Raw genomic sequence first — 25,637 nt, forward strand, 5'->3', positions numbered from 1 at the left:
TGAACTGGTGCGCAGCCGGAGGACTTGCTTCTCCGGCTGTTGTGCCATATATTGCTGATGATGGAACGACCAGAACTCCTGATTATCGACGACGAAGAACCTATCCATCAGGTGCTGCAAGCCTACCTGACCGAGATCGGATTCGCCGCGCACTCCGCGCATGACGGAAGCTCGGGACTCAAAATGCTCGAGCGAAACCCCGGCATCCAAATCGTCCTCACCGATATCCGAATCCCCGGAATCGATGGACTCGATGTCTTGCGTGAAGTAAAACTGCGCGATCCGAAAACTCGCGTCATTTTGATGACGGCGTTCAGCGACAAGAACCTCGCGATTCAGGCCCTGCGACTCGGCGCCGATGACTTCCTCGAAAAACCGCTGCGGCTGGAGGACCTCGGGCGCGTCCTGCAACGGGCGCGCACCACCGAGCGCCTGGAATCGATCTCCGAACGCTGGCGAACGATCCTCGATCACCTCCCCTTCGGCTTCGTCTGGTGCCGGCCAAACGGCGTCGTCGAAGGCGTGACGCCCACCGCGCAGGTGCTGCTGGGGCGCGGCGCCGTTCACCTGATCGGACACGAACTTTGGTCGGGACGCGGGCTGGCGGAGGCCAAACGGCTGTTCGCGGACCACGACGGCGCCGAGCAGGGCCGCGAATTCGAGATCAATGGCCGCTGGATTGCCATGCAGCGCGTCGATGCCACCGACGAAACCGGCGTGCCGTCCCAATTGATCGTTCTGACCGACGCCAGCGAACAGCGCTCCCTCACCCAGGAAATCAATCAGCTTACGCGCGAATTCGAAGCGCGTGTCGAAGAACGCACGCGAAGCCTGAGCGCCGAATTGGACTTCTCCCAGCGCCTGCTGGATGCGGCCGGCGTGCTGGTAGCGTACCTGGATCCCGATGGCAGGCTCGTGCGCTTCAATAAATTCGGGCAGGAACTGCTCGGCATGAACCGGGCCCAAGCCGAACGCTTCTTTCTGGCCTATGAAAACGCCCCGGACTCGCCGCTCAGCGCCGTCTTTGATCCGCGCCGCGAAGATGAACTGTCCGGCATCATCGCCGAATTGCCCGTGGCCGGCGGCAAACAGCGACTCGTCGCCTGGACTACCCGACAACTGCCCAGTCTCGCCGGCATGGGCGGCAGACTCGTGGTCGGCATTGATGTCACCGAACAAAAGCAACTCGAGTCGCAATTGCAAAATTACAACTCGCTGCTGCAAAATATGGTCGAATCGCGCGCCAAGGAACTGCGGCTCAAAGATGCGCAGCTCATCCATACCGCGCGGCTCGCCTCGCTCGGAGAAATCGCCGCCGGGATTGCCCACGAAATGAAACAGCCGCTGAATGTGATTTCAATCACCGCGGACCTGATCAAACTGCTCCAGAAAAACGGCACGCTGAACGACCAGCTGCTCGTCTCCAATCTGGAAAAAATCCGCCGCACGGTGGACCGCATGGCTACCACCATCAATCACCTGCGCGGGTTTACCCGCATCGATGCGGCGAACTTCAAACTCATCCGGCCTGTCGAAGCCTTCGACGGCGCGCTCTCCATCGTTGGCGAGCAGATTAAACTCGATGCCATCGATATCCTGAAGTCGATCCCCGACGACTTGCCGGCGTTCCCCGGCGAACTCAACCAGATCGAGCAGGTGCTCGTTAATTTCTTGCAGAATGCCCGCGACGCCATCGAAGATCGCGCACGCGGCGAAGATTCGCCCGCGGCCGCCGCGGCCTCGCCCCGCACCATCACCCTCGGCGGCGGCGCGTCCTCCGATCGCTCCGAAGTCTATCTCGAAGTCACCGACACCGGGACCGGGATGAGCGAAGAAGTGCAGCAACGATTATTTGAACCGTTCTTCACAACCAAGGACACCGAACGCGGGACCGGCTTGGGACTCTCCATCAGCATGAATATCGTCCAGTCCCACGGCGGCGTAATTGAAGTCGAAAGCGAATCGGGCAAGGGCAGCACATTCCGGGTGGTATTGCCGGCGGCGAAACCGATGGATTAAGCAAGGCGAGGTGCCCTGTGAACGGTGAAGTGTCCGGGTTCCTGCAATGGGACCGCAGTACGTTTGAAGCCCTGAACCAGTGGTTCTCCGGCTCGTTCTTCGACGCGCTGATGCCGCTGCTCTCTGATTTCTATATCTGGGCCATCCCGGTGGCCATCGTCTGGCTCTGGTTTTTCGTGCGCGCGGATCGCCGCGGCCGGATCATCGCGTTGTGCGCCTTTCTCGTTATCGCGGCGACGGATCAACTCGCCGCTTCCGTGATCAAACCGTACGTGCAGCGCCAGCGTCCATGCAACGTCATTCCGGCCACCCGGCTCTATCTCGACGGCAACTGGCAAACCACGGACAAGTTCGGACTTACAACCTACAAGACTTCGTATAGCTTTCCCTCGAACCACGCCGCGAACATCGCGGGGCAGGCGATGTACTGGAGCTATTTCTATCCGCATCTGACCCCCGTATTCATGTTTGCCGCCGCGGTCGTCGGCTGGAGTCGAATCTACATGGGGCTGCACTACCCCAGTGACGTGCTGGTGGGATATCTGCTCGGAGCCATCATTGCACTCATCTTCGCCTACCCGTTGCGAGTCTGGGTCCTGCCCGACGAGTGAACCCGCCGGCAATTCCTCAAAATACCAAAGCGGCGACCCGAAGGTCGCCGCTGCTGCATTTCCTGATAACCGTGAGCTCGATCAGCGGAACATGGCCTTGATCGATCCCCAGGTGTGCTGGACCGTGTTAAACGTCAGAGACACATCGCGCGTCTCGCTGTAACGCACCGTGCCGTCCTGATCGACCATCTTCAGCCGATAGAAGAACGTGCGCTCTACATCGGCGGCCAGCGGCACCGTATCCGTGAACTGATATTCCGAATACGAACCTTTGGCCTCCACGCGTCCCACTGGAGTGAAATTGCGATCTTCGGCCGCCCGCTCGATCACGAACGTCGAGAGGTTGGTCTCGACTCCCGTGTTCCACTCGAGCTGGCAGTGGTCAATCACCGGGAACGCGTTGAACGTGTAGATCTCCGCGCCCGCGAGGCCGATACCCGCCGTCACCAATAGCGATAGAATTAGAACTTTGAGCATTTTCATGAACTTGATCCCCGGACTACCTTGACAGTCCCTATTCTATGCAATATCTTTCAAAATGTCAAGTACTTTGAAACCATCCCTATGAAGATCACTTTCCATGGCGCCGCCGGTGAGGTCACCGGATCACAGCATCTCCTTGAAAACAAATCACATAAGGTGCTCTTCGACTGCGGACTCTTTCAGGGGCGCAGGCAGGAGGCCTATGACAAGAATCGCCACCCCAGCTATCTCCCCGCCGATCTGGACGCCGTCGTCCTCAGCCATGCCCACCTCGACCACACCGGGAAGCTGCCGAGGCTCGCGGCCCTGGGCTTCAGCGGAATCGTGCATTCCACGCCGGTGACCGCCGAGTTGTGCGATCCGCTCCTGAGAGATTCAGCCCATATTCAGGAGAAGGATATCGAGTTCGTCAACAAGCTGCACCGGAAAAAGGGATTGCCGCCCTTCAAGATCCTCTATGAAACCGCCGATGCCGAGGCCATTCTCGACAAGTTCACCACGCACGAGCTGCATGTGCCGTTTGAACCTGTCCCGGGGATCAAGGTGACGTACATCGAGGCGGGACACCTGCTCGGATCGGCGCAGGTCCAGATCGACGTCAAGACTAGCGCGGGAAACCACCGAATCGGCTTTACGGGCGATCTTGGCCGCGTAAGACTGCCGATCCTGAATGACCCTGAGCAACTATCAGACCTCGACACACTGATCTGCGAGTCAACATACGGAAATCGAGATCACGAGTCGGCGGACAACCTGCTACCTGAGCTATGTGAAGTGATAACATCCACCTGCGACAAAGGTGGTAAAGTCATAATCCCGGCTTTTGCACTCGAGCGCACGCAGGACTTGCTGCTACACCTTGCACAGCTGCGCAAATCTGGCACACTCAGAGGAGACATCCCGGTTGTCGTCGATAGCCCCCTGGCCGTGAAAGCGACCGAGATCTTCGCCGCGCATCCGGAGGTCTATGACAAGGAGACTCAGGCCGTGATCGCCTCTGGGATCAACCCGTTCCATTTCCCCGGCCTGACCTTCACGCATAACGTCGAGGAATCGAAGGCCCTGAACGATAGACCCGGTCCGATGATCATCATATCGGCCTCGGGCATGATGGAAGCGGGACGAATTCTGCACCATCTGAAGAACAATATCGAGGAGGCGCGGAACACGGTGCTGGTGGTCTCGTTTCAGGCGGAGCACACCCTGGGAAGGAGAATTGCGGATCGGGTGAAGCAGGTGAATATCTTCGGTGAACCGTATCAATTGCGGGCGCGGGTGAAGATCCTGAATGCGTTCTCCGGCCATGCGGGACGTACCGAGTTGATCGACTATATCCGCAGGGTCGTGAAGAATTCACCGCGCCTGAAGCGCATCTTGTTCGTCCACGGAGAGCCTGAAGCGGCGAAGTCTCTAATGGAGGCAGTGTCGGCCTTTACGCGGGTGCCGCTCCATTATCCGGAATTGGGGGAGGGGGTTGAGATCTGAGGGATGAAGGATGAAGGATGAAGATCGCGTGCGCGGGGCGAAAACATTTTCTGCCCGAACGAACTGGTTTACTCTTTGAAAACTTGAAACTTGTACGGTTTTTGTAGGGGCGGCTTGCATCGACGGGACGGGCGATAGATGAACGATGATAGATGATAGATGAGGATTTTGGAGTAGATCCTGACCCACTCGGACGCTCATAATATACGAAACTTTGGTCAAAAAGTCAATAGCTGTGGCTTAAAATGTACAAACACCTGTTCATCCTGATGTTGGGGCGGCGGTGGCTGCTGGCGCTGAAGACCATGTCGGCGATGGTCGTGTGCCGCGAGCGGGGCGGGGCCACGATCAACAGCCAAGGGGGTAATCGACGCTGAGACTATCTTCCCGGCGGCCCAACCGCAAACTCGATTCAAGCGAACTCACCCCGCACCTGTGGCTCTGGGTGCGCTTTGTCGTGTTCGTCGCGCTCGCCTGGGCTCGACCGACGCTCGCCTGTGGTCCAATTTGGACGTTTCTCGGCGGGCCGCCAGAGTATACTATTTGTGCGACAAAGAGCGTCGGACCGAGTGGGGCTGTTCTCGCGGGCACTGAGAATGGCGTGTATCGATACGACGAGTCGAGCGAAGAGTGGGAACTGGTTGGACTTCTTGGCGCGGCTATCTGGCAGTTTGCTGGAACGCAGCCTTCATCAGATTCGATCTTTGCGGCGACATCGTTTGGGCTATTCTTGTCCGCTGACAACGGTTTGCATTGGGCGTTAGTCCACGGGAATCCTCCATGGGGCGGCGAGATGCACGGGTTCTCTGTCTCGCCGCACAATCCCAATCAGATGGTGGGCAGTTGGCACGATGACAATGACTCCGGGTTTCTCTACTTCAGTGCGGACGGAGGTGAGAACTGGGGATTTGTGAGGACGGGCATTCAAGGATATGCAGGGTTGATATATTCTTCAATGCAGCCTGAGATCATCTACTGGTCGGAAAGTCCGTGGTTCGCCAGCATCGATATGACGGATTCTTCGCGTCGCTACATCCATGAGTATTGGGGTGGGGTGCTCCGGATCGTCCACCACCCATCGAACCCTTGGTTATACATACTGTCGACTGACTCTCTTTCTCTGTACCACGAAACTCAGGACACGCTCATCGGCTACCCACTGCCCGCCAGCGTCGGCGATCCGTTCGACATGCATATCGACTCGCAGGGGAACCTATTGGTCGGAGGTTGGAATGGAGTCGCGATCGTCGACGAATCGCTCACGAATTGGACTGATGTCTCCGACACGCTTTCTCACGGACATCCGATGTATGTGGACGATTCCACTTGGCTTGTCTTTCGATTGGAGGGTCTCTACTGCCGCACGCCGACGACAGGCGTGACACGGGACGAGCGGCCCGCGCGCCGTGTTCAGATCTTGACCTATCCGAATCCGGCGAGTACGGAACTCACGATTCGTGCCGATGTGTCCGCCGAATTCAAGCTCTACAATGTGTTGGGGCAATTGGTCGCTCGTGCTTCTACGGCCCGCTCTACCTATGTGACTCGACTTGCCGTCGCTTCCTTGCCTGCGGGTGTCTACTATCTAAGCGCTGCCGGTATCGACGGACCTGTTCGCATCCAATCCGTTGTGATCAACCGTTAGAGGAAACTGTACGCGGCGGCATGCGTCGGCATGTGCCCCGCTCGGGAGGGTTTGCTGACGGCTCGATTCGCAGCATGCGGTGCGGTTCAGAGGGCCGGTCGCGGACCCGCCCCTACGGGAGATACGGCCCGTGATGTGCAGGAATTGACGCACCTGCCGTGTGGCGGTATCTGGTCCGGTTGACGACCGGAGCGAGATTCCGGCAGGGACACAGTCCCTGCTCGGCGAGGAGTTCCCGATGCGCGAAGACGCGCACCCCCCGGCCCCCCACGGGATGTGGGGGGAGGGCCGACTCGCCGATTCCGGCCGGGCGAAGAAGAGCGGGGCACGTCAATGCTCAGGAGACGTGCCGCCGCAGGGAGTGCCGACGCTCCGATTCCGGCCGCGCGGGGACGCACGGCTCGGCGAAGAGTTTCCCCCCCGGCCCCCCACAGGATGTGGGGGGAGGGTTGACTCGCCGATTCCGGCGGGGCGAAGAAGAGCGGGGCACGTCCAGTCTCAAGAGTCGTGCCGCCGCAGGGAGTGCTGACGCTCCGATTCCGGCCGGGAGCCCCCGATGCGCGAAGACGCGCACCTCCCCGGCCCCCCATAGGATATGGGGGGAGGGGAGAACCGACGCTCCCGAGACCCCCCCTGCCCCCCCAAATCGGAATTTGGGGGGGGATACGAGGCGCAAAGAAAAGCGGCCGCTCCATCGCTGGGGCGGCCGCTTTCGACTTACCGTACTAATGACTTAGTAGCGGTCGCGACGGGCGGGGCGGTCTTCCTTCGGACGAGCTTCGTTCACCATGATCTTGCGACCCTGAACTTCGGTCTCGTTCAACGCCGAAATCGCCGCCTTCGCCTCGTTGGCGTTGGGCATTTCGACAAAACCAAAACCCTTGCTGCGACCGGACATGCGATCCATCACGAGGCTCACGCGGTCCACCTGACCATGGGCTTCGAAAATGTTACGCAGATCGTCTTCGCCGGTGTTGTAGGACAGATTGCCTACGTAAATGTTCACCATCGTTGAATCCTTTTTCAACTTGTGGGAATGGTGCTCCCAGATTGCCACCTGACTCACTATCGACAAGCCGCAAAAGGACAGATGAACCCTGACCAATCCGTGACACAGGCCTGCGAAGAGCTCCTCCTGGAGCGCTTATGTTCGCACGTGGTCCAAACCGCAAGCGGCTCAAATCCACATGCGGCACCAATATACGGAATTATACCCGAATATGCAATGGGGACACTTATGACGCAGGCGGGCGCTACCGAGAAATCGCTATTTCTTTTGTAAACAAAGGAATAGCACAGATATTGGCGCCCTACATGCAAGCGGGCGACCCGCGAAAGGGCCGCCCGCTGTTGGTTCTCCGATTCCGGCAGGGACACAGTCCCTGCTCGGCGAATTATTTCATCAACACCATCTTGTGCGCGGCGGAGAAGGTCGCGGTCTCGAGCCGATACACATAGACGCCGCTGGCGAAGTTCGCACCCTCGAAGGAGATCGTATGCGTGCCCACCGTGGCCGTGCCGTCAAAGAGGGTAGCCACCTGTTCGCCCAGCACGTTGTAAACCGTCAGGGTCATCGGTTCGCTGCGCGGAACGCTGTAGGTGATTTCCGTCGTGGGATTGAACGGATTCGGGTAGTTCTGAGCCAAGCTCCATTGAGCCGGGACCAACACGTCGGCCTCGTCGCCCGCCGCGCTTACGGCGCGAATGACGGCGTGGACCTGATAGAAGAACTCCACCTGCGTGGGAGTACCGGTGCCGGTGTAACGATAGAAATGGCGGTCGGACCACGGCTGCTCATCGTCACCGAGCATTTCCGGATAACGATCCACGGCGGTCGAAGTGACTTCCCACCAGACCCAGAAGTTGCCGTTCAGATTGGCCATATCGGGATCGGCGGACACATCGACAATCTTCCAGACTTCGGTGCCGGTCTCGGTCGTCAACACTGTGATGAGTTCGTTGTAGATCTCCGCGCCGACCGCGCCGGCGTTGTCACGGTAAACGTGCAGACGAATCGGCAGATCGGACGGCTGACCCGCGTCAAACTGCGCGCGGATTTCGCGCACGCTGAACGTCGTGGCTACCGTATCCGCGACGGGCGTAAAGCGCGTGATCGCGCCGTCACCCGTGGGGAAATTGAAGCGGAACTGAACCGTGCGGTTGTCGTAGCCGAGGTCCCAATCGATGTCCGCCGATGGCTGAACGGTGACGCCTTCCACGGTGGAGGTGTCGTTATCGAGATTCTCGTCGGCACCGAGCGCCGAGTAGGCGCGCACGGTGAAGACCGAGGCACTCGGGAACGTGATATTCGCCTGCCGGGAATCCGTCGCCCCTGGATCCAGCGTCAGGTTCGGCAGCAAGCGGGTGGCGCCGGCCGTGCCGTAACGGTACCACGACTGGACCTGAGCCTGCGGCTCCTGGCCGGGATTCGAGAAGTAGGCCTTGATGCGCGTCGGACGACCCTGCACGTTCGGGTAGCGAACTTGCAGCGTGTAACAGCTGACGTCGTTCGGGAAACCGGCATTGTAAACCACGGTCACGGAGTCAAACTTCGGACCGATATCGCGCGTGCCGTCCGCGTTGGATTCGAACGTGAATTTGATGCGGAGCGTGTTGCCCACGAGCGCCGACAGATCGATGGGAGTCGAGTACGAAGCGTTGAACGACGTGAACGTGGGCGGAGTGTCCACATAGACGAAGTTCTGTCCGTTCGGGTCGCACAGCGGATTCGACGCGTAGCACCAGGAGAATCCGGAGTCGGTCGAGATCTGGCAGCCCCAGTAGTCGCAATTCGGAAAGGCCGCGCACTCCGGAATGGAACCCGTCACGACGAAGTCGGCAATCAACTGACCGTTTTCGAGTTCGGTGCAATCGATGATGGGTGACCAGGCCTCGTCGTTCATGTTGTCATTGTACAGACTCGACGCCTGACTGTTGCAGACGAGCACATGCGGGCCGGAGGGGGAAGACGCATCGTTGTCGAGGCGCCAGAGGTTGCCACCGGTCGGGACATTGGAGGTGGAACTCCACCCGGTCGCGCTGTTGCAATCGTCCGAGAACACCGTGTCAGACGCACCGGTCTGGAAGACGCGGATATTGTCGATCTGCCAGCCGAAGAGATTCGGATCATCCGGCGTGGCAAAACCCGGATCGGACGCAAACGCCCAGCGCAGACGCACGGTCTGGCCCGCCCAGGTCGTCAAGTTCGCCTGCTGCAGCGTCCAGTTCGGATGCGAGCCGCACCAGCCGGGAATGTTGAGACCTTCACCGTGCTCCTCGCCGAAGCTGTAGAGGCTGGTGCGGTCGTAGGCCGGAGTCAGGGCCGTGCTCGGGACCACGGTCCAGGTTTGACCGTTATTGATGGAGATGCGCAGATTGCAGCCGTCCCAGCCGTTATAACCGGCAGGCTCGCCACCGGGAGTCTCCACGCGATAGCGATGCATGAAATTCAGGCCCGGAGTCGCCGGCAGCACAATCGGCGGCGAGTCGAGGACCATGTACCAGCCGTTCTGATAACCGCCGTTGGGGCCGACCGTGGAATCGCCACTCCACCAGCTCGTACCGGCGAAGGCGTTCCAATCATTGATGTGCCACGTGCCGGGTACGGCCGTGTTGTCAACCGTGGTCCAGTCCGCCATCCCGTCCTCGAAGTCCTCGTAGTAGATTACCTCATCGAGGCCGTTCCGATCTCCACGAACCTGAGTCGGCGTGCCGGTCAACCGTTCCGCGAGCGGAACTGAGATGTTGCGCTCGCCAGCGTAGGCCGAAAGCGCCAGCAACGCGATCAGACCACCCACCGTCAAAATTTTGACCCGTCCCATCGTTGTGTGTTCCTCCACTGTTCGGTCCCGTTCGAGAAACTCGCCCGCGGGACCCTGCGGGCGGCCTCATCCCATCTATCTGATTTTACCTATAATAAACAATTCCGCCGCCATAGTCAAGCCAGTTTATAGGCTTACGTAAACGAAAAGACAATTCCCTCGCGAATATATCATATTATTTTTCCAATAATATAGCCGATGATTATGCCGACCAGCAGAGTAATGGTCAGAATGCGCGAGTCCACGACCGACTTCGCGTGGCCGCGCCGAGCGAGGAAGATCGAGGTGAAATATCCAGCGCCGTTAAGCAGCCAAACGACAGGCAAAGACAGTGCCTTTACGATCAAGGGGCCGGCCCACGGGATGAGGGCGATGAGCGCGGCCACACCGGAAAACGCCGAGGTCACGATACCGACCAGAGCTGCGACGGCGGCAATCATCTTGCCTTCCACCCGTAAGACCAGGCCCAGCGCCACGATGCAGATCACGAGGGCAAGCGCCACGATCGCCCGGCGGTACTGTGCCCAGAAGATAGCGAATTGCGGTGTGTACATGGGTTCCTCTGGACAGAAAATACGGCTTCGCCGGGCGAGATTCAAGGGGCAGTGTGCAGGTTTTGGGCGGATCGGAGGGAGAATGCACGGGAAAAGGCGGAAGATCGGAAGAGCGGTGGGTACCCCGAGACCCCCCCTGCCCCCCCAAATCGGAATTTGGGGGGGGAGCGGCTACGGCGGAAGATGCGCGCAGACGCGCACCCCCCCGGCCCCCCACAGGATGTGGGGGGAGGTCCGACTCCGCGAGACCCCCCCTGCCCCCCCAAATCGGAATTTGGGGGGGGGAGCGGCTACGGCGGAAGATGCGCGTAGACGCGCACCCCCCCGGCCCCCCACAGGATGTGGGGGGAAGTCCGACTCCCCGAGCCCCCCCCCTGCCCCCCCGAATCGGCATTTGGGGGGGAGCGGCTGCGGCGGAAGATGCGCGCAGACGCGCACCCCCCCGGCCCCCCACAGGATGTGGGGGGAAGTCCGACTCCCCGAGACCCCCCCTGCCCCCCCAAATCGGAATTTGGGGGGGGAGCGGCTACGGCGGAAGATGCGCGCAGACGCGCACCCCCCCGGCCCCCCACAGGATGTGGGGGGAGGTCCGACTCGCCCATTTGGGGGCGGTTCAGGGCGAGGCGGGACAGGTGCAACGGCGAAACCTCTTTGAGCTGCTCGAGCGGGCCGAAGCGGAGGCCAAGTCGCTGTTCGTGGTCGGCGATCTGTTCGACTTCTGGTATGAGTGGGCGACCGTGATCCCGAAGCAGCATTTCGCGCTCCTGCACCGGTTTCGGGCGCTCGTAGAGCGGGGCATCGCCATCCACCAACTTTCCGGCAATCATGATTTCCGGCTCCATGGATTCCTCGAAACGGAGGTCGGCCTCACGACCCACCTCGACGGCGTGCATGCGCGGATCCACGAGCAATCGGTGTTCATCTTTCACGGCGACGGGATCTTGCAACGCGATACGGGCTATCGATTCGTGAAACGTGTGCTGCGCAGCCCGGTGTCGCAACGAGTGTTTTCGTGGATTCACCCCGACCTGGGCATGCGGTTGGCGCGGGGCACGAGCATGACCAGTCGTAAGGTCATCAAGGAGAACCCGCACGATGACGTGGAGTTCCTGGCGTTCGCGCAGGAGCGCTTTCGCGACGGATACGACGGTGTGATCATGGGGCACACGCACCGCCCGGTGGAGCATCGTGAAGGGCAGCGGACTTACGTGAACCTCGGCGATTGGATCCAGCACTACAGCTACGCGGTGCACGACGGGACTGAACTCAAGTTGCACCGCCTGCACGAAGATCGAGCGCGGCCATGAGCGATGCCGCGACCCGGGCGGAGACCGCGAGCAGCCGACGAGTCCGGCGCACGCTGTGGATCATCGCCGCGATGGCCGGCTTCGTGCTCGTGCTGTTTCTGGCCGGCTGGCGGTTCTATATCCAGCTGCGCGGCGGCATGCCGGCCGTCGAACAATTAGAGAATTTCGATCCGCTGCTCAGTACCAAGCTGCTCGACCGGCAAGGCGAGGTGCTCAAGGAGATCTATACGCAGCGGCGGTTCTACACGAGCCTGAGCGAGACGTCGCCGCGAGTGGTGCAGGCGATCCTCGCGACCGAAGACCACAAGTTCTACGAGCACTGGGGAATTCGCCCGCTGGCGTTGTTCGGCGCCGTCGCCAAAGGGGTGCTCCGGCTTGATTTTCATTTCCGCGGCGCGTCAACACTGACGCAGCAGCTGTCGCGCAACCTGCATTACACTTCCCAGCGGTCGATGATGCGCAAGCTGCGCGAAGCCTTGACGGCGGTGGAGATCGAACGGTACTATTCGAAGGACGAGATCCTCGAGATGTACCTCACGCAAACGTATTTCGGAGCCGGAGCGTACGGGGTCGAAGCGGCGGCGAATACTTACTTCAGCAAGAAGGCGGCGGACCTCTCCACCGAGGAGGCGGCGCTGATCGCCGCGATTCCGAAGTCGCCGACGCGCTACAATCCAATCAACAATCCGGAAAACGCGTTCGCCCGGCGCAATCTGGTGTTGGGCCGCATGGCCGCGGTGGGATACCTCAGCCCGCAGGGCGCGGACAGCCTGAGCAAGCTTCCGATCGCGCTGGAGACCGCGACCGCGCAGGGTTCGCTCGGCATCGCCCCGTACTTCACCGAACAGGTACGGCAGCAGCTCAACGGCATCGGGAAGCAATTCGGATTCGATCCGTATCACGACGGCGTTACGGTGCGGACCACGATCGACGCGCGGCTGCAAGCCTGCGCGGAAGCCGCCGTGGCGCGGCAACTCCCGCTCGTGCAGAAGAAGGTGCGCGTCGTGTTCGGCGAGAAGGAGCTGGGCGAGATTCTGGCGCGGAATTATCCCGATTCGTCGCTCAAGGCGCGCCGGAAGCTGGCCTCGGACAAGAAGTTCGTGGATTCGCTCGCGCGGCAGGTGATGCCCGTCCAGGTCGCCTTCGTCGCGCTCGATCCGCAGACCGGTGCGATTCTGGCCATGATCGGCGGCCGCGATTTCGAGGAGTCCAAATTCAATCGCGCCGTACAGGCGATCCGCCAGCCGGGTTCCGCCTTCAAGCCGTTTGTGTACGCCAGCGCGCTGGACAAGGGAGTGCCGATCTCGCAACATGTTTCCAACGAGGAGATTACGATTCACCTCGACAACGGAGACGTGTGGTCGCCGGGAAACTACGATCTGGATTACGGCGGCGAGGTGGACCTGCGAACCGGACTCAAAAAGTCGCTGAATGTGGTCTGCGTGCGGCTGATTCGCGAGTTCACGACGCCCAAGGATGTCGCCGAGCTCGCGCGACGATTGGGAATCACGACGCCGATCGATCCGTACGATGCACTGGCCCTGGGGTCGTCCGGGGTGATTCCGCTGGACCTCGTGGCCGCGTATCAGGCGTTCCAGTCGGGCGGCATCTGGTCGAAGCCGATGTACATGACCGGCATCGACGACGCCGCGGGACAGGAGATTGTCTCGTACCGGCCGGAGCGCAAGGCCGTGCTCTCCGAGGAAACCGCGTTCCTGACGCAAAGCCTGTTGCGCACCGTGTGCGATCATGGCACCGCCGCGGGGCTGCGCTCCGAGTTCAAGTTCTACGAGCCGGCGGGCGGCAAGACGGGGACCACCAACGATTACACGGACGCGTGGTTCGTCGGGTTCACGCCGCAGCTCATCGCGGGCGTGTGGGTGGGACTCGATGACCCGGCCAAGCCGCTCGGTCGCGGCATGCAGGGCGCGCGCGCCGCGCTGCCGATCTGGGCGGAGTTTGTCCGCGCGGCGTACGACAGTCTGGATTACCGGCATCAGGATTTTCCGGTGCCGCGGGGAATCGGCACGGTCGATGTGTGCGACGATTCGGGTGAATTGGCCACGACGAATTGCCCGTACACGCATGCCGAATTTGTCAATACGAAACTCGCTCAACTCGAGTCGTGCCGGATTCACGGCAGCTCGGGTCCGCGCAAACGAAAGCCAAGTCTCTTTTAATCGAAGGATTCCTTCCCATGTCCGATTTACGTCGTCGTCTTGACCGCGGCGGAGTCGCTCTCATCGTCAGCATCGTCGTCGTCGTGCTCGTCGCGATCGTGCTGATCTTTCGCTTCACGTCCCAGCGTAAACCCGAGGAGATCAAGAATTTCCAGGAGCTGGTGATGAAGGTGGACAAGCTCAATACGCAGATATCCGATCGCGAAGGCCAGATCATGGATTACGTGCGCAAATATAACACGGCGCATCCCGAGCAGGCCTTTGATACCGCCGGCATCGCCAGTCTCGGGCTGTCGCCCGAGCAGGCGGAGATCCTGCAGAAGCGCGTCGCGCAGGAAAAGGATGTTTCCTATCGCGGCATGCTGCAAGAGGTGCTGACGCTGAACCGGCAGATCGATGAACTGAATGCCGAAGTGCTCGACATTCGCTCGAAGCTGCCCGCGCCGCTGGAAGTGAAGCACGGAGACTCGCACTTCCAGCTCTGTTTGACGTTTCTGCAGGGCAAGGGAGTGGCGGAAGACGAAGCCATGAAACTGATCGAATCGACCGCGCTCACGACCGAGCTGCTGCCGGGTTTTGAAGTCTGGAACTACTATAATGACGGAGTGTTCGGTACGTTCGTGACGCAGGGCGCGGCCAAGATGTCGCCGAATGCGCTGACGCGCTCGACCAAGCGCAAGATCGAAACCGAGCGGCAGACGCTGATTCAGGCGCGCAATGCCAAAGAAGAAGAAGTCAAGGACCTGGAATCGCGGAAGTCTGAATTGCTCGGTCAGATCAAGGGCCTTGAAGAAGAGCGGAATGCCATGCTCAACCAGATGGAAGAGATGGCGAGCAAAAATGAAGCGCTGGCCAAACAACTGAATTCGCTCCACTACGGCGTGAACACGTTTAAGGAGTTCAGCCGGATCGGCGTGATCCGCAAGCCGGGGCTGGGCAAGTGGGAGACGGGCGACCTTGACGCGATCGCGAATCCGAGCAGCATCGACCTGCGCGCGGACAATCGCATTGTGTTTACGGCAGCCAGCGTGGGATTGAACAAGATCTCCAAAGTGCTTGTGTTCCCGCGCTCGTATGACGAAAACGCTGACTACAAGCTCGTCATCAGCGACGATCGGCAGAGCGCGACGTTAATCATGCAGAAGCCGGATAAGTTCCACTTCGGCAAGATCGCGATTGCGGTGGACTGAGAGCTTTACGGTTTCCCCGATGAATCGAGACCTCATCGCTGCCGGCCTGTATCTATCTATCCAGGCTTAACTTAGTCTGAGTTTTCCACCACGGGAACCTGAGCTCGCATGGTGCGTTAAAATCCTGAAACGAACCGAAGAGAACAACCCTGACCCAGATTCAGGAAGGAGGGCGATTGGTGAAATCGACGGAATCGTTGAAAAAACAAACACGTACGGAAAGGCCAAAGGTGGTGGCCGCCGCACGGAAACTGGTAACCACCTCCGCTGAACCGCGAACCCAGACCGTAGCCTCGGTCGCCGACACCATCGAAAAGGAATGGGAAAAGACCCTGCATGAGGGCTGGCATCGCGGCAAGTGACCCGTCACTGAACGCCTCGACTCAATAAGTCTGCAACACGCAGCATTCGAATAACACAAAACCGCCGCGACTCTTCGCGGCGGTTTTGTGCGTGTGTGTGGGTAGAACTTGGCCAATGCGTTATGGCCGAACCGCTGTCACTTGATAGAAGTGGAACGTCATCGGCGAGTTCAGCACGTCGAGATCCGTGAATGTTGTGTCGCTCACGATGCCTCTGAGATCGCCGATGCCCGGCGCAATGTCCGCCGAAGTGACGCGATAGATGCGATACTCCGTCGCCTGCGGAACCGGTGACCAATTGAGCAGCATGTCTGCACCGGAAGAACTCGCAACCAAATGCTCGGGCGGCAACAGCTCGCCTGCGGTGGTAAAGCTCCACGTCGTGCCCGCGGTCGTGCCGCCGCCATTCAATTCGTCAACCCGCCAGTAATAGGTCGTGGCGGGCGCGAGATCGCCGCCGGGATCAAGAGTGGTCGTCAATTGGTTGCCGATAAAGGGTGGGGGAGAAGTTGTCCCGAAGTAAACGTTGTGCGAAGCGGCGCGAGCGCCCGCCGCCCACGAAAGCAGCGTGGTGACCGGCACATCGACCGCATCGTTCACCGGCTGTGGCACGGTTGCCGCTTCCGGCGGCGGAATCATGATAGTCTGCGTGGCGCTGCGCATCAATTCCGGGGTGGACTTCCCATGCGCCGCCCAGAGATCATACGCGGTCTGCCCGGACGTATTCGTCACGTTTGCGTCGCGTAGAAACTCGATGTATTCCTTGCTCGTCGTCTGATAGTACAGCCGAGCCTCCACTCGCGCGGCATTCCACGGCAGCAGGTAGTCCGTATCGTCCCAGTATTGACCCTCGGCATAGAAGTGTCCGACGGGAGGCGACTGGATCGTCGTGAAATTCGCCAGTGTGAACCCCCGGGGAGGAATTCGGTTGTCGTGGTAGACCGTGTCGTTCTGCACGAAATGGAAACTCGGACCGGCCGGCTGGTTCACCACGGGGGCCAACCCGGGAGATATTCCCAACTCAATCTGGTAGATCTTGGCGTTCGCATCATGTGTGAGTACGGCGGTCGCGGTGTCGTAATGGCACGACTCGTACACTAACGCATTTGCCGTGTCGAAGGCCTGCACGTTGATCCAAATGCGGCGACCTTCGGGGTAGCCTGAGGGCAGCTTGTGCCCGGTTTCATTGGTGACTCGCACGCGCGCAACCGGTAACCCCGTGCTCACGTCCACCGTGACTTGCAGCGACGCGGCATTTTGCAGCATGTAGCGCGCCCGCGCGATCCCGGAATCCAGCGCGGCGAGGTTCACTTCGCCGGGATATTGCGCGGCCACCCAGCGCGGAATCACCGTGTTTCCCCCGGTCATGTCATGCTTCGGCAAGTTCGTCCGCAATGGGGCGTCGTTCTGACGACAACCGTGCCCCGTGACATCGCGCATGTGGCAGTCCTGGCAGGTGCGTACGGTATCGCGATTCCCGCCGAACTGGGGTGCATAGACGCCCGCGGCCGTGTTATACGCGCTGACGGACCATTCGCTGAACGTACGCTCGACGGGAAACATAGTCCGCAAGTCAAACGAAGGAGCAGCCTGATTGAAGTCGTTAGGAACATATTGGCCGCTCGCATTTTGTGTGAACACCGGATTGCTCACATCATGGCAGGTGCCGCAGTGATTCGACATCGTGTGCAGCGGCGAATAAAAGAAGGAGTGTCGCGCCGCCGGATCGCTGAAGGGACCACGCCGCGCGTTGTCCGAATCCGCGATATACATGCCGTTGGCAGACGTCGGCGGAATGGTCGCCAGCGTCGCCAAGTAGGTCTGATCCCGCGGGTACGTGTCGGTCGTGTAAAACGAATTCGCCGGATGCGGATTCACACCGAGCGAAGTGGGGAAGACCAGCTTGTGGCAGAAATCGCAACTGACGCCTTCGCGATCGGCGGCTGTGAGCGCGGAACCATCGGTGGGTACCGAGCGCCCCTCCAACCAGCCCTTCGGAGTGTGGCAGCGAATGCACAGATCTCCAACCTGCGGCGCATCCTGATTGGCAACGGTCATGCACGCCACAAAGAGCGGATCACGCATCGCTTGCGCCATCATCGATCCGCGCCAATTGAAGGCCGGCTCCGCCTGTAATTCGTCGTATCCCCCGTGGCAATTGTCACACTGCGAGGGATCTACCAGTGTCCCCGACTGGTTGGGCTGCGAACCAGGCAGGAACATGTCATTAATGGTCGTGGGGACTGGTGAGGCCAGCAATGTGAACGCGGCAGTGGCAAACACGACAACCACGGAACAAGCGAATAGAAACGTGCGCATGAGTCGGTCTCCGCTTCAGTATGCATATGTACTTTGTGAATATTATAACAAAGTTGCATACAATAACAAAGTAAAAAGAGCAAGTAAATACTTGCTCTTGATCAAATCGGACATTCCCGGACGATTTACAAGCTGCTGAAATACTTTGGATTGACGACCGTGAAGTGCCGCGACGACAACTTGATGATGCCTCTCTCTGCCAAGGCACTCAGCAGACGCGACAGGGTCGATGGTGTTACCCCCACCGCACGGGCGATCTCTCCCTTCGGAAAGTCAATCCGTGGCATGACCTCATGTTGCTCGATGGCGGATCGCCCCGGAAGCAACTGGCGAATGAACCGAGCCAGTCTGATTTCTGCCGGTTCATTCGCGCGCGACAGCCATCGATCCTCCGATTCGCGCAGTTCACGCGCCAGCTTGTGGATCATCCGCATCGACAGCTCGTGCGACTCCTCGATCCAGCGCAAGAAGAGCGATCGTGGAATCAGACAGAGCCATGACAGTACGGCGCATTCAGCCGTCACGGCAGCGGGCTCGTTGGCTAACAACGGACGGTAGCCCGCGATCTCGCCTGGTCCCAGCACCCGGATTACCAACTCATCGCCGTGATTGCCCAGCTTTGAGAGCTTTACATAGCCGCTGTGGATACAAAAGAGATAACCGAGATCGTCACCGGTCGAAAAGATGACCTGACCCCTGCGATACTCACGTTCCAGTTTGTGGACCGCAAGTTCCTGTTGCTGAGCTGCGGAGAGGCTACTCAGAACTCCATTGCTGCCCACCTCGCAAGCCGCGCAGTGTGGCTGATTCATCGATCGCTCCGGTGTGTCTGCAAATTCGCCAAATGCTTCGCCACTCATCGCCTTACATCAGGAGCGGATTGCGTGGGGCGAAATCAAAGCTGCGCGACAGGAGCGGGTGCGATGAAGCAGTCCGTCCTGCGAGCCTTACTCAACGCAAGCTCCCCAGTGGCATCACCCTCGTACCGTACACCTCGTTCAGGACTTGCGCGAGTCCCGTGTAGATCGCGGACAGGCCACAGACGAGTCCCTCGTAGCCGGCGATGGTCAGGATCGTTTGATTCTCCAGAACGTCACCCGCGGCCAGCAGCCAGAACAGAATCGTCAGTGAACCGAACACGAATTGCAGCGCGCGACTAATCCGCAGCGTGCCGAGGAACATCACGAACGTGAACAGCCCCCACATGAACAAATATGCGGCCTTCGCCACCGCCGTGGGAGCTTGACCGTATCCCATTTGCGGAAGGAGGATCATCGCGACCAGCGTGAGCCAGAAAAAGCCGTAGGAACAGAATGCCGTCGCCGCGAAGGTGTTTCGCTTCTTCCATTCCATGGCCCCGGCGATAACCTGGGCGATTCCGCCGTAGAAAATCCCCATTCCGAGAATCATGCTGTCGAGCGGATACAGACCCGCGTTGTGCAGGTTCAGGAGTACCGTCGTCATGCCAAAACCGAGCAGCCCGAGCGGGGCGGGATTCGCCGTCGTGTCCCGCAGTTCGCGAATCGTCAAATTGCTTTCCATGAAGTGTGCCGCCGTCTTTCCGTCCGGCGTGGACGAGGTGCTTAAGGTACGTGAACACCCTCCCGACGGGAGGGAAAAGAGTTCGAGAATTGTGCCGCGACTACCGAAGGTCCGCGCGCCGACTCCGGTCTAATCGGAGTGCTTCCGTAATCCGGCCGCGCAGCTCCGTTGTCAACACCGCCTGAGCATGCGTGCTACGGGCGCCGTCGAGATCGCCGACGCGCTCCACGAATTGAAGTCGCGCGCGGCTGCTCGGCTCCTGCGGGGCGTCGCCGAGCGCCATGATGGTCACCGCGGGATTCCCCGGCGACGGGACCAAGTGGCTTTGAATCAGAATTCCAACCGGCAGGATGGGCTCACTCTGGAGATAGCCGGCGTAAACGCCGTCGCCGATGACGACGCGGTCCGTGGGCCAGTCCGCCGTGAGCTGTGCCAGGCCTGTCACCGCATCGACTGCCCAGTGCCGCCACTGTCGCAAGGTCGTTTCAAACGGCCGGCCTAACATCGCGGCGGCGGCGGCAACGTCTCCGGCGCGCAGTTTGGCCCGGATCGCCGTCGAGCAGACGATTTCGCCGCCCAACATCACCGGAGGAACGACGCGCACCGTAAATCCCGCGCCTGCTCCAAGCGCCGACGCCACGTCGCGAGTTCCCGCCCGGTCCCGCCCGAACGCATGGTCGAATCCCATCACCAGCGCCTTCGCGTGAAACTCGCGTTGGAGCACGTCGGTCACGAATTCCGCGGGAGACATCGCGGCCAGTTCCCGCGTGAACGCGCGCAGGCAAACCGTCGGTGCGTCGATCCGCGCGAACGCTCGCAATCGGTCCGCCACGGACTGGATCAAACGAAGTTCCGTTCCATTGCTAATTACTGTGCGCGGATGCGGCTGAAACGAGACCACGAGCGGATACAGTTGCTCGCTTTTGGACAGATCGAGCAGAGCGGAAATGATGGCGCGATGGCCCAAATGCACGCCGTCGAACGTGCCGATCGTAACCACTGATCGTTGGATCTCGTGCCAGTGGACGTGGTGCCGTGCGACGTACATTAGATGAAATTGCGGGCGTGATCGGAAATCAAAGCTCGTAGTCCACGACCGCGCGCTCGGACCGGACTTTTTGCAGAAGACTCACGGCCTCAATGTGCAGCGGATGAATTCTGTAGGCTTCGAGGGCGGGCCAGTTTACGAACTCCGTGTAGAGCACGAAATCCCACGCTTGCGCGTCCGGCGGGACGTTAATCCCGACGTCGAGCCGGGTCAGCCCCGCGATCTGACCGCGCAATGGGATTAGCACCGCCTTCACGCGCTGCGCGTTGGCGGCCTTGTCCGCGCCGTCGGCGAACTCGTGCAGCTTCCACATGACGATGTGAACGATCATGATTGAACTAGGGATGAGGGAGGACGCCGAAGACGTGAACCTTGAAACGTGAAAACCGAAGCCGCCGCTATCGGCCGAACCATCGCGGGAGCCAGGCGAAGGAGATCAACGGACGGCCCCGACGCTCCTGCCAGAAGAGCACGAGCGCAAGGCCGAAGAACAAGATGTTCGGCGCCCACATCGCCAGCCACGGATCGAGGCGGTCGCGATCCGCAAGATCCTCGCCGCCGATCAAGAACACCCAGTAGATCAGAAAGAAGAAGATGCTGTAGCCGGCGGAGACGCCCAACCCCGACTTGCGTACCCATTGGCCGATGATCATGCCCAGAAACGCGAAGACAATACACGCCGCGGGAATCGAGAACTTCTTGTGCAGTTCGACCTTGAGCTTGTCGATGTCGCGGTGCAGATTGACCGGATCGCGAAGCTCATACTCGACAATTCGCCCGCGCAACTGGCCGACATTCATTTCGCGGTCGCCGCGCCAATTGGACTCCGTGCGCTTGAGCGACATCTCGGGCGCCGATATCCGGAAGATCGCGCGCTCAAAATCCGTCTGCTGGTACTCCGCAGGCTTCTTCTTCGATTGCCGTTCAATTTGCCCGTCGGTGAGCGCGAACTCAAAGCCCTCCGCCGCCTCACTGTACCGCAGCCGGCCCTGCTTCGCGGTAATCGTGGTCGCGTAGTCGGGGTCGTTCTCCTGATAGACCACCAGGTCGCCGAGTTCGGAGCTATCCTGATTCACTTCGCGCGCGATCAGCACGTGGCCGGGAATATCGGAGAGGAACACGCCCGGTTCGAGCACCATGGTCGGCTTCTTCCGCTTGATGTCGGCCTGCAGCTGTCGTGAGCGGCGGTTCATGTCCGGGAGAAAGCGATCATTAAAGATCACCAGCACGGCAGCCACGGTCAGACCCATGACGAGAGCGGGGAGGAGCAAGCGGACCGGCCCGACGCCGGAGGCTTTCAGGGCCGTAATCTCGCCATCCGCTCCCAACCGGCCATAGGTCGTCAGCGTCGCCACGAGCACGGCCATCGGCACCGCCAGCGCCACCATCCAGGCCAGATTCAGGACAAAGAACTCCGCCACGGTGTTCCACGGCAGCCCCTTCCCGGCGATTCTGCCTAGCATTTGGAACAGCAGGTTCAGCACAAACAAGAAGATAATCAGGCTGAGGCTGAACACGAAGGGAGGAATGAACTCCCGGGAGATGTAACGGAAGAGGACCAATGAAGATAGGGATGAGGGATGAAGGATGAGGGATGAAACGGAAGCGGTGCGCTCCATACCAATGAAGGCGCACGGGTTGACTCATTAGCCCGAAATTCCTATATTGCTACGCTTAGGACCCTGACTCTTGGGGCTGGGAGGACTAGACCTAATGGTAAGGCAGCGGTCTTGAAAACCGCCGGGCTTTGCGGCCCTTGGGAGTTCGAGTCTCCCGTCCTCCGCCGTGCGGACTCCGGCCGCAACGCAAGATACGAGGTACAAACATGAACCGCAAGACTATCTCGCTGGGGGTGGCGGCGGCGTCGCTGTTGTTTCTCTCGCTGGCACTGTATGATATCATCAAGGGCGAACCTGACACCACGGCGGAGTGGATCGTGGTGGCGCTCTGCACCAGCAGCCTGATCGGAGCCATCTGGAGTTGGCGCAGGGCGACACCGCATCGAGGGAGAATCTGATGGAACCAATTCCCGAGAAAGTCCGTTGCCAGAGTTGCGGGATGCCGCTGACCGAGCCGTCCGGCTTCGGCACCAATGCCGACGGAACGCAGGCCGGTGAATATTGCCGGTTTTGCTTTCAGCACGGCCAGTTCACGCAACCGGAGCTTACGGTGGAGGGGATGATCCAATCCTCGATCGACTTCATGACCGCGAAGCTCGGATTCCCGCGGACACAGGCCGAGGAAATGTCCCGCAATCTAATTCCCACACTCAAGCGTTGGCAATGAGCGGTAGCGGAATTCCGATTTTCGACTTTGGATTTTTGGAGAGGTGGCCGAGTGGCTTAAGGCGGCGGTTTGCTAAACCGTTGTACGGTGTAAAGCCGTACCGGGGGTTCGAATCCCCCCCTCTCCGCAAGGGCAGAAGCTTGAAGCCTGCAGCGACGATGCAGAAGATTGGAGTGCATGGATCTGATTCCGGCCGGGTTGCGGAAGACCTTAACCCGGCTCGGCGGCGTTGGGTGCGAAGCCTGACGTCATCGATTGTTTGACCCCATAGGTATTTGAAAGCCCCCATGCAGAAGATCACCACCTGTCTCTGGTTCGACGGCAATGCTGAAGCGGCCGTCAATTTCTACCTCTCCGTGTTCAAGAACTCGAAGATCGGAACGACCGCTCGTTACAGTGAAGAGGTGTCCAAGGTCGCCGGACTGCCCGCGAATTCCGTGATGACGATGACCTTCACACTCAACGATCACGAGTTCCTGGCCTTAAATGGCGGGCCGATGTTCAAGTTCTCCCCGGCCGTTTCATTCATGGTTCATTGCGAGACGCAGGAAGAAATCGATTACTACTGGGACAAGCTGTCCGCGGGCGGAAAACCCAGTCAGTGCGGCTGGCTGGACGACCAGTTCGGGGTGTCGTGGCAAATCATGCCGTCGATGCTGGGCCAGCTGATGTCGGATCCCGTAAAGGGAAAGCGCGTCATGGCGGCGCTGATGCCGATGACGAAGCTGGACATCGCGACACTGAAGCAGGCCGCGGAGAGCTGATTCGTTCGTGGCGACCAGCGGCGCAGCCACCGTTGCCGACTACCTCACCGAACTTCCGGAGGAGCGGCGCACAGCGATCAGCGCGGTACGAACAGTGATCCGCACGAATCTTCCGGCGGGTTACCAGGAGGTAATGCAGCACGGGATGATCGCTTACGTCGTGCCGTTGGCCACCTGTCCCGATACCTATAACGGTTTGCCGCTGGTCTATGCCGCGCTCGCTTCGCAGAAGAACTACATGTCCGTCTATCTGACGAACGTGTACGGCAACCCGAAGATCGAAACGTGGTTTCTCCAACAATGGGCCAAGAGCGGTAAGCCGCTGAATATGGGAAAGTCGTGCGTGCGCTTCAAGCAACTCGCCGACCTGCCACTGGACCTCATCGGCGAGACGATCGCCCGAACGCCGCTCGCCGAATTTCTGAAAATCGTCGCGGCCGCGCACCAAAAGTAACTCCGCCTATGCCAGCGGTTACGATTCATCACACGAGTGTCTCCGGCCGCCAGCCGTGGGCCGTGAAGATGCAGAATCCGGCGAAGCCGAGGATTGTCGATGTTCCCTTAAAATGGCGCAAGCAATACGGCAACGGGACGATGCTGATCGCCACCCCGCGACTGGTCGAAGCCAAGATTCGCGAGGTCCGAAAGGGCCGACTGACCACGCTGTCCCGGATCCGTCGGGAACTGGCTGCGGAGCAGGGAGCCGATTCGACGTGTCCGCTCACGACGGGAATCTTTCTTAGAATCGTTGCCGAGTTCGCCGAGGAAGAGCGCGCCCAGGGCATGACGCGCGTCACGCCATATTGGCGGGTCGTGAAGGACGACGGCAGTCTGAATCCGAAATTCCCGGGCGGGATCGACGCGCACGCGAATATGCTGCGGGCCGAAGGTGTCGAGATCATCCTCCGCCGGGGCGTGCTCCGTGTGACGGATGTCGAAGCCTATCTGTCGGACCCACGCTGACGGTTGACACCGGGTGCGCGGCACCGGTCCCCCACCGCTTGACTGACCCTGTCACCCCTAAGTCGCCGCGTGTCGCTTAGGGGTTATGTTTATCCTGAACATCCGAAATTCAAAACTCGAAATCCAAGTTCCAGGTGCCGACTTACCGACCTTGCATGCGTGACGTCTGTCTGCCGATGATGTGGTCAATGATGGCGTTGTTCCTGATCGTGAATCCCGGGCTCGCCGCGCCGTTGCGCATCGTCGCGTCCACGAATGATTTGGCCGCCGTGGCGCGCGAAATTGCCGGGGAGTCCGCCACGGTGAAGTCCGTGTGCGCCGCCGCGCAGGATCCGCACGCCGTCGAGCTGCAACCCGCGCACGTGCTCGCCGTCAAGGACGCCGCCGTGTATCTGAAGGTCGGAATGGAGTTGGACGGCTGGGCCGACGACTTGATCAGCGCGTCCGGAAACCGTTCGATCCGTGTGATTGATTGCTCCAACGGGATCGTTCCGCTCGACGGCGGAGCGCGCGACGTGCACGGGCACGGCGATCATCCGGCCGGCAATCCGCACTACTGGCTGGGACCCACGAATCTGGTGGCCGTGGCGCGCAATATCGCGGACGGACTGTCACAGGTGAATCGGTACGGCGCGTCCACGTACGGAGCTAATCTGGAACGGTTCGAGCGGCGGCTGACGGATTCGCTGGCCGTCTGGAAACTGGACCTGAGCGCTTGCGGCGCGCCCGCCGTGCTGGTGTATCACGCGACGTGGGACTATCTGGCGCGGGATTTCGGCTGGACCATCGCGGCCGCCGTAGAGCCGCGGCCGGGTGTGGAACCCTCGCCGGCTGAGATCGCGGCGATCCAGAATGTGATCCGGGATCAACAGGTGAGGTGGTGTCTGGTTGAACCGTACACACACAGCGCCATCCTCGACATGTTGCGGCAGGACAGCGGCGTCAAGACCATTGCACTGCCCGCGAGTGTCGGAGATTACGCCGCGATGGACAACAACTTCGGGCTGTTCCGCTCCATTGTGAATTTGCTTTCCGCCAACTGCCGATAGCGAGCACCT

The 25,637-nt window shown here is 60.1% G+C and carries 24 protein-coding genes and 2 tRNA genes; 16 read left to right on the top strand and 10 right to left on the bottom strand.

Annotated elements, in window-relative coordinates:
• The first annotated feature begins 57 nt into the window (after positions 1 to 57).
• Both HZB60_01110 and HZB60_01115 read left to right on the top strand, forming a co-directional pair.
• Entirely contained in the window at positions 58 to 2,019 is a 1,962-nt protein-coding gene (locus HZB60_01110; GenBank protein ID MBI5058361.1) for a response regulator, read from the top strand.
• Between the two features lie 17 nt (positions 2,020 to 2,036).
• A complete protein-coding gene (locus HZB60_01115; protein ID MBI5058362.1) occupies positions 2,037 to 2,630 on the top strand; it encodes a phosphatase PAP2 family protein in 594 nt (197 codons plus the stop codon).
• A gap of 81 nt (positions 2,631 to 2,711) precedes the next feature.
• Here HZB60_01115 and HZB60_01120 read toward each other — a convergent pair whose 3' ends face one another.
• Complete coding sequence (locus tag HZB60_01120; GenBank protein ID MBI5058363.1) at positions 2,712 to 3,107, bottom strand: hypothetical protein; 396 nt, start codon at positions 3,105 to 3,107, stop codon at positions 2,712 to 2,714.
• A gap of 87 nt (positions 3,108 to 3,194) precedes the next feature.
• Between HZB60_01120 and HZB60_01125 the strand changes: the two genes are divergently transcribed.
• On the top strand, positions 3,195 to 4,598 hold the full coding sequence (locus HZB60_01125) for an MBL fold metallo-hydrolase (protein ID MBI5058364.1): 1,404 nt from the start codon (positions 3,195 to 3,197) through the stop codon (positions 4,596 to 4,598).
• 601 nt (positions 4,599 to 5,199) lie between these two features.
• On the top strand, positions 5,200 to 6,243 hold the full coding sequence (locus HZB60_01130; protein ID MBI5058365.1) for a T9SS type A sorting domain-containing protein: 1,044 nt from the start codon (positions 5,200 to 5,202) through the stop codon (positions 6,241 to 6,243).
• A 733-nt stretch (positions 6,244 to 6,976) separates the two neighbouring features.
• On the opposite strand, the gene HZB60_01135 is transcribed toward HZB60_01130, so the two are convergent.
• The 3 genes from HZB60_01135 to HZB60_01145 all read right to left on the bottom strand — a co-directional run bounded on the left by HZB60_01135 (position 6,977) and on the right by HZB60_01145 (position 10,618).
• Positions 6,977 to 7,249 carry an RNA-binding protein gene (locus HZB60_01135; GenBank protein MBI5058366.1) on the bottom strand — a complete coding sequence of 91 codons (273 nt, stop codon included), beginning with the start codon at positions 7,247 to 7,249 and terminating at the stop codon, positions 6,977 to 6,979.
• Positions 7,250 to 7,637: 388 nt separating this feature from the next.
• Positions 7,638 to 10,064 (bottom strand): T9SS type A sorting domain-containing protein, encoded by a 2,427-nt coding sequence (locus HZB60_01140; protein MBI5058367.1) that lies wholly within the window; start codon positions 10,062 to 10,064, stop codon positions 7,638 to 7,640.
• A 170-nt stretch (positions 10,065 to 10,234) separates the two neighbouring features.
• The gene (locus tag HZB60_01145; GenBank protein ID MBI5058368.1) at positions 10,235 to 10,618 is read right to left on the bottom strand and encodes a hypothetical protein; all 384 of its coding nucleotides are present in this window, start codon (positions 10,616 to 10,618) and stop codon (positions 10,235 to 10,237) included.
• A 632-nt stretch (positions 10,619 to 11,250) separates the two neighbouring features.
• On the opposite strand from HZB60_01145, the gene HZB60_01150 reads away from it, so the two are divergent.
• The 4 genes from HZB60_01150 (at position 11,251) to HZB60_01165 (ending at position 15,657) form a co-directional block, all read left to right on the top strand.
• Positions 11,251 to 11,925 carry a UDP-2,3-diacylglucosamine diphosphatase gene (locus HZB60_01150; protein ID MBI5058369.1) on the top strand — a complete coding sequence of 225 codons (675 nt, stop codon included), beginning with the start codon at positions 11,251 to 11,253 and terminating at the stop codon, positions 11,923 to 11,925.
• Positions 11,922 to 14,105: a PBP1A family penicillin-binding protein gene (locus HZB60_01155; protein ID MBI5058370.1), complete on the top strand. Its 2,184-nt coding sequence runs from the start codon at positions 11,922 to 11,924 to the stop codon at positions 14,103 to 14,105. Before HZB60_01150 ends, HZB60_01155 begins: the two co-directional genes overlap by 4 nt.
• Positions 14,106 to 14,122: 17 nt before the next feature.
• Positions 14,123 to 15,295, top strand: a complete 1,173-nt coding sequence (locus HZB60_01160) for a hypothetical protein (GenBank protein ID MBI5058371.1) — start codon at positions 14,123 to 14,125, stop codon at positions 15,293 to 15,295.
• 176 nt (positions 15,296 to 15,471) lie between these two features.
• Positions 15,472 to 15,657, top strand: coding sequence for a hypothetical protein (locus tag HZB60_01165; protein ID MBI5058372.1), 186 nt, complete (start codon positions 15,472 to 15,474; stop codon positions 15,655 to 15,657).
• 120 nt (positions 15,658 to 15,777) lie between these two features.
• On the opposite strand, the gene HZB60_01170 is transcribed toward HZB60_01165, so the two are convergent.
• The 6 genes from HZB60_01170 to HZB60_01195 all read right to left on the bottom strand — a co-directional run bounded on the left by HZB60_01170 (position 15,778) and on the right by HZB60_01195 (position 22,128).
• Positions 15,778 to 17,976 (bottom strand): hypothetical protein, encoded by a 2,199-nt coding sequence (locus tag HZB60_01170; protein MBI5058373.1) that lies wholly within the window; start codon positions 17,974 to 17,976, stop codon positions 15,778 to 15,780.
• A gap of 125 nt (positions 17,977 to 18,101) precedes the next feature.
• Positions 18,102 to 18,788: a Crp/Fnr family transcriptional regulator gene (locus HZB60_01175; protein ID MBI5058374.1), complete on the bottom strand. Its 687-nt coding sequence runs from the start codon at positions 18,786 to 18,788 to the stop codon at positions 18,102 to 18,104.
• Positions 18,789 to 18,927: 139 nt separating this feature from the next.
• Entirely contained in the window at positions 18,928 to 19,518 is a 591-nt protein-coding gene (locus HZB60_01180) for an acetate uptake transporter (protein ID MBI5058375.1), read from the bottom strand.
• 100 nt (positions 19,519 to 19,618) lie between these two features.
• Positions 19,619 to 20,566 (bottom strand): FAD synthetase family protein, encoded by a 948-nt coding sequence (locus HZB60_01185; GenBank protein MBI5058376.1) that lies wholly within the window; start codon positions 20,564 to 20,566, stop codon positions 19,619 to 19,621.
• 28 nt (positions 20,567 to 20,594) lie between these two features.
• The gene (locus HZB60_01190) at positions 20,595 to 20,897 is read right to left on the bottom strand and encodes a Dabb family protein (protein MBI5058377.1); all 303 of its coding nucleotides are present in this window, start codon (positions 20,895 to 20,897) and stop codon (positions 20,595 to 20,597) included.
• Between the two features lie 67 nt (positions 20,898 to 20,964).
• Complete coding sequence (locus HZB60_01195; protein ID MBI5058378.1) at positions 20,965 to 22,128, bottom strand: LptF/LptG family permease; 1,164 nt, start codon at positions 22,126 to 22,128, stop codon at positions 20,965 to 20,967.
• A 136-nt stretch (positions 22,129 to 22,264) separates the two neighbouring features.
• Between HZB60_01195 and HZB60_01200 the strand changes: the two genes are divergently transcribed.
• The 8 genes from HZB60_01200 to HZB60_01235 all read left to right on the top strand — a co-directional run bounded on the left by HZB60_01200 (position 22,265) and on the right by HZB60_01235 (position 25,628).
• Positions 22,265 to 22,349, top strand: a tRNA-Ser gene (locus HZB60_01200).
• A gap of 42 nt (positions 22,350 to 22,391) precedes the next feature.
• Positions 22,392 to 22,583, top strand: a complete 192-nt coding sequence (locus HZB60_01205) for a hypothetical protein (GenBank protein ID MBI5058379.1) — start codon at positions 22,392 to 22,394, stop codon at positions 22,581 to 22,583.
• Positions 22,583 to 22,852, top strand: coding sequence for a zinc ribbon domain-containing protein (locus tag HZB60_01210; GenBank protein ID MBI5058380.1), 270 nt, complete (start codon positions 22,583 to 22,585; stop codon positions 22,850 to 22,852). The genes HZB60_01205 and HZB60_01210 overlap by 1 nt, the downstream gene beginning before the upstream one ends.
• A 37-nt stretch (positions 22,853 to 22,889) precedes the next feature.
• Positions 22,890 to 22,979: transfer RNA gene (locus HZB60_01215), tRNA-Ser, on the top strand.
• A 160-nt stretch (positions 22,980 to 23,139) separates the two neighbouring features.
• Entirely contained in the window at positions 23,140 to 23,616 is a 477-nt protein-coding gene (locus HZB60_01220) for a VOC family protein (protein ID MBI5058381.1), read from the top strand.
• A 7-nt stretch (positions 23,617 to 23,623) separates the two neighbouring features.
• On the top strand, positions 23,624 to 24,070 hold the full coding sequence (locus HZB60_01225; GenBank protein MBI5058382.1) for a DUF1801 domain-containing protein: 447 nt from the start codon (positions 23,624 to 23,626) through the stop codon (positions 24,068 to 24,070).
• Positions 24,071 to 24,078: 8 nt separating this feature from the next.
• The gene (locus tag HZB60_01230) at positions 24,079 to 24,579 is read left to right on the top strand and encodes an MGMT family protein (protein MBI5058383.1); all 501 of its coding nucleotides are present in this window, start codon (positions 24,079 to 24,081) and stop codon (positions 24,577 to 24,579) included.
• Positions 24,580 to 24,734: 155 nt separating this feature from the next.
• On the top strand, positions 24,735 to 25,628 hold the full coding sequence (locus HZB60_01235) for a zinc ABC transporter substrate-binding protein (GenBank protein ID MBI5058384.1): 894 nt from the start codon (positions 24,735 to 24,737) through the stop codon (positions 25,626 to 25,628).
• Positions 25,629 to 25,637 lie beyond the last annotated feature (9 nt).

This window comes from candidate division KSB1 bacterium (assembly GCA_016214895.1).
Lineage (GTDB): Bacteria > Electryoneota > RPQS01 > RPQS01 > RPQS01 > JACRMR01.

What these genes read in the sequence shown, in the direction of transcription:
- HZB60_01110 (MBI5058361.1), top strand. Translation starts at nt 58, where the DNA reads ATGATGGAACGACCAGAACTCCTGATTATCGACGACGAAGAACCTATC.
- HZB60_01120 (MBI5058363.1), bottom strand. Translation starts at nt 3,107, where the DNA reads ATGCTCAAAGTTCTAATTCTATCGCTATTGGTGACGGCGGGTATCGGC.
- HZB60_01125 (MBI5058364.1), top strand. Translation starts at nt 3,195, where the DNA reads ATGAAGATCACTTTCCATGGCGCCGCCGGTGAGGTCACCGGATCACAG.
- HZB60_01140 (MBI5058367.1), bottom strand. Translation starts at nt 10,064, where the DNA reads ATGGGACGGGTCAAAATTTTGACGGTGGGTGGTCTGATCGCGTTGCTG.
- HZB60_01145 (MBI5058368.1), bottom strand. Translation starts at nt 10,618, where the DNA reads ATGTACACACCGCAATTCGCTATCTTCTGGGCACAGTACCGCCGGGCG.
- HZB60_01155 (MBI5058370.1), top strand. Translation starts at nt 11,922, where the DNA reads ATGAGCGATGCCGCGACCCGGGCGGAGACCGCGAGCAGCCGACGAGTC.
- HZB60_01160 (MBI5058371.1), top strand. Translation starts at nt 14,123, where the DNA reads ATGTCCGATTTACGTCGTCGTCTTGACCGCGGCGGAGTCGCTCTCATC.
- HZB60_01170 (MBI5058373.1), bottom strand. Translation starts at nt 17,976, where the DNA reads ATGCGCACGTTTCTATTCGCTTGTTCCGTGGTTGTCGTGTTTGCCACT.
- HZB60_01175 (MBI5058374.1), bottom strand. Translation starts at nt 18,788, where the DNA reads ATGAATCAGCCACACTGCGCGGCTTGCGAGGTGGGCAGCAATGGAGTT.
- HZB60_01180 (MBI5058375.1), bottom strand. Translation starts at nt 19,518, where the DNA reads ATGGAAAGCAATTTGACGATTCGCGAACTGCGGGACACGACGGCGAAT.
- HZB60_01185 (MBI5058376.1), bottom strand. Translation starts at nt 20,566, where the DNA reads ATGTACGTCGCACGGCACCACGTCCACTGGCACGAGATCCAACGATCA.
- HZB60_01190 (MBI5058377.1), bottom strand. Translation starts at nt 20,897, where the DNA reads ATGATCGTTCACATCGTCATGTGGAAGCTGCACGAGTTCGCCGACGGC.
- HZB60_01205 (MBI5058379.1), top strand. Translation starts at nt 22,392, where the DNA reads ATGAACCGCAAGACTATCTCGCTGGGGGTGGCGGCGGCGTCGCTGTTG.
- HZB60_01210 (MBI5058380.1), top strand. Translation starts at nt 22,583, where the DNA reads ATGGAACCAATTCCCGAGAAAGTCCGTTGCCAGAGTTGCGGGATGCCG.
- HZB60_01220 (MBI5058381.1), top strand. Translation starts at nt 23,140, where the DNA reads ATGCAGAAGATCACCACCTGTCTCTGGTTCGACGGCAATGCTGAAGCG.
- HZB60_01230 (MBI5058383.1), top strand. Translation starts at nt 24,079, where the DNA reads ATGCCAGCGGTTACGATTCATCACACGAGTGTCTCCGGCCGCCAGCCG.
- HZB60_01235 (MBI5058384.1), top strand. Translation starts at nt 24,735, where the DNA reads ATGCGTGACGTCTGTCTGCCGATGATGTGGTCAATGATGGCGTTGTTC.